The sequence below is a fragment of the Actinomycetota bacterium genome (assembly GCA_036280995.1).
GTDB lineage: Bacteria > Actinomycetota > CALGFH01 > CALGFH01 > CALGFH01 > CALGFH01.
Genome location: DASUPQ010000248.1, coordinates 1 through 2,327, shown reverse-complemented (window position 1 = coordinate 2,327; position 2,327 = coordinate 1). Strand labels below are relative to the sequence as shown.

Annotated in this window: 3 protein-coding genes; 2 read left to right on the top strand and 1 reads right to left on the bottom strand. The window is 70.8% G+C overall.

The window, feature by feature from the left end:
* The coding region (locus tag VF468_08360) for a hypothetical protein (GenBank protein HEX5878319.1) at positions 1 to 688 on the bottom strand (688 nt) is incomplete at its 3' end.
* 299 nt (positions 689 to 987) lie between these two features.
* Between VF468_08360 and VF468_08355 the strand changes: the two genes are divergently transcribed.
* Together VF468_08355 and VF468_08350 are read left to right on the top strand one after the other, a co-directional pair.
* On the top strand, positions 988 to 1,431 hold the full coding sequence (locus VF468_08355; protein ID HEX5878318.1) for a cyclic nucleotide-binding domain-containing protein: 444 nt from the start codon (positions 988 to 990) through the stop codon (positions 1,429 to 1,431).
* An 82-nt stretch (positions 1,432 to 1,513) separates the two neighbouring features.
* On the top strand, positions 1,514 to 2,327 hold an 814-nt coding region (locus VF468_08350; GenBank protein HEX5878317.1), incomplete at its 3' end, for a thiolase family protein.

Sequence of the window (2,327 nt, the reverse complement as noted above, 5' to 3'; positions counted from 1 at the left end):
CCCGGCGGTCCTGGCGAAGAGCCCACACGCAGCACGCGGCCACGGCGGCGTCGGCGTGCCCGCCGAGCGGCAGCGAGACCAGCACGATCGGGTTCCAAGCGAACAGCAGGACCGCACGCCCCGGGTCGAGCTCTCGTGCCCGCGCGGCTCGCACCAGGCCCGCCACAGCTACCGCCGTTAGCGCCAAGACGGCTGCCTTCACCAAGAACACAGCCGCCATCAGGCTGCCGCCCGACACCCGAACGATGCCCCCAGTGAGCATGGTCCACAGGGGGCCGTACACCGAGGGCTGGTCGGGCCACCGGAGCCAGGGGAACCAGGGGTCGGACGCGAACCGGAGCGGGAGGTCGGCGACGGGGTTCGCCCCGTGAACCGCCCACATCTTCCCGTAGAACAGGTACGCGTAGACGTCCTGGGACTGCGATAGCGCCGCCGGAAGCAGCACCAGATGCAGCACGGCGGCCCCCGCCACCGCGACCTGCAGCGACACGCCACGCCTGGTGGCCCAGGCCGCAGCGGCGTAGGGCAGGAACGCCGCCACTACCAGGAAGCTGTACGCGTAAGTGGTCCCGGGCGGTCGAGGACGGTACGCCGGCGCCGAGTCCAGGAACGGCCGGACCAGGAAGAACAACGAGAACGCCACGAGGCCCAGGAACGAAACGGCGAGCAACGGCCGGGCGCGGTTCACCCGATCGGCGCGACCTCGCCGCATTGCCGGCACACCACCTCGCCGAGCGTCACGGTGAGCCGGGTGCTCGAGCATGCCCGGCACCGATCGAGCATCGAGGACCATGCCGGATCGATGGCCTGGCACCGGGGGCAGACCAGCACCAGTCGCCCCCCGCTCACACCCCGAGCCCAGGGGGACTCGCGCTTGTCGGGATCGTATGTGCCCCGGCCGCATACCGCGCACGACGGCGCTGCCTCGGCCACCCGGGAAGCATAGGCGGACCGGGCCCGGGAACGCGTTGTGGGAGGATGCCAGCGATGGCCACGATCGACCTCGAGATGCTCCGCCGGGCCGAGCTCTTCTCGGCGCTCACTCCCGACCAAGTCCGGCCCTTCGCCGAAGCGGCCGCCGAGACCAGCCACGAGGAGGGCGAGACCCTGACCGAGGAAGGCGTCCACGGCCACCGCTTCCACCTCCTGCTCGACGGCACCGCCTCGGTGGAGCGCCGCGGTCGCGAGGTCGCCACGGTCGGTCCCGGGGAGTTCGTCGGAGAGATCGGGCTGCTCGGCGGCGGCCCTTCCACCGCCACGGTCCGGTGCACGTCGCCGGTCCGGGCGCTCACCCTCCGCCGGGAGGAGTTCTGGGCGGTCTTGGAGGAGGAGCCGAGCATCGCCCTCCGGATCCTGGAGGTGGTGTGCCGCAGGCTGGAGAGGGAGCTCGTCTCGGGCCCCCGGGCCAACCTTGGGGAGGGCTCGGAATGACCGCCGGTCGGTTGACGGCAGGAACCACCGGGTCTAGCATCGAATATGTTACCGACGAGTAGGTAAGCGACAGGAGGATCCCATGCGCGAGGCAGTGATCATCGAGGCCGTCCGGAGCCCCGTCGGGAAGAAGGCGGGCAGCCTCGCCGGGTGGCATCCGGTCGACCTCCTCGCGGAGGTCCTGAACGCGGCCGTGGAGCGGTCGGGGATCGACCCCGCCACCGTCGACGACCACATCACGGGCTGCGTCTCGCAGACGGGTGAGCAGGCCATCAACGTCTCCCGGAACGCCTGGCTGGCGGCCGGGCTCCCAGAGGAGATCCCCTCGGTGACGATCGACCGCCAGTGCGGCTCGAGCCAGCAGGCCGCCCACTTCGCGGCCCAGGGGGTCATGGCCGGCGTGTACGACCTGGTGATCGCTTCCGGGGTCGAGTCCATGACCCGGGTCCCGATGGGCATCACCGCACAGCAGGGCCCGGGGTTCCCGTTCAGCCAGAAGCTCCTGGACCGTTACGAGGGAGGCCTGGTGCCGCAGGGCATCTCGGCCGAGATCATCGCCGAGCGGTGGGCGCTGTCGCGCCAGCAGCTCGACGAGTTCAGCGTCCGGAGCCACGCCCGCGCCGCCGCGGCGATCAAGGGAGGGCGGTTCCAGCGCGAGATCCATCCGATCAAGGTTGAGGATGAGAGCAACGGAACCCGCCTGTTCGAGAACGACGAGGGCGTACGGTTCGAGACCTCGGTGGAACAGTGCGCGATGCTCCCCACTCCGTTCAAGCCCGACGGCGTGGTGACCGCGGGCAACTCTTCCCAGATCTCGGACGGTGCCGCTGTGGTCGTCATCGCTAGCCGGGAGAGGGCCGACGAGCTGGGGCTCCGCCCCCGGGCCCGGTTCCACT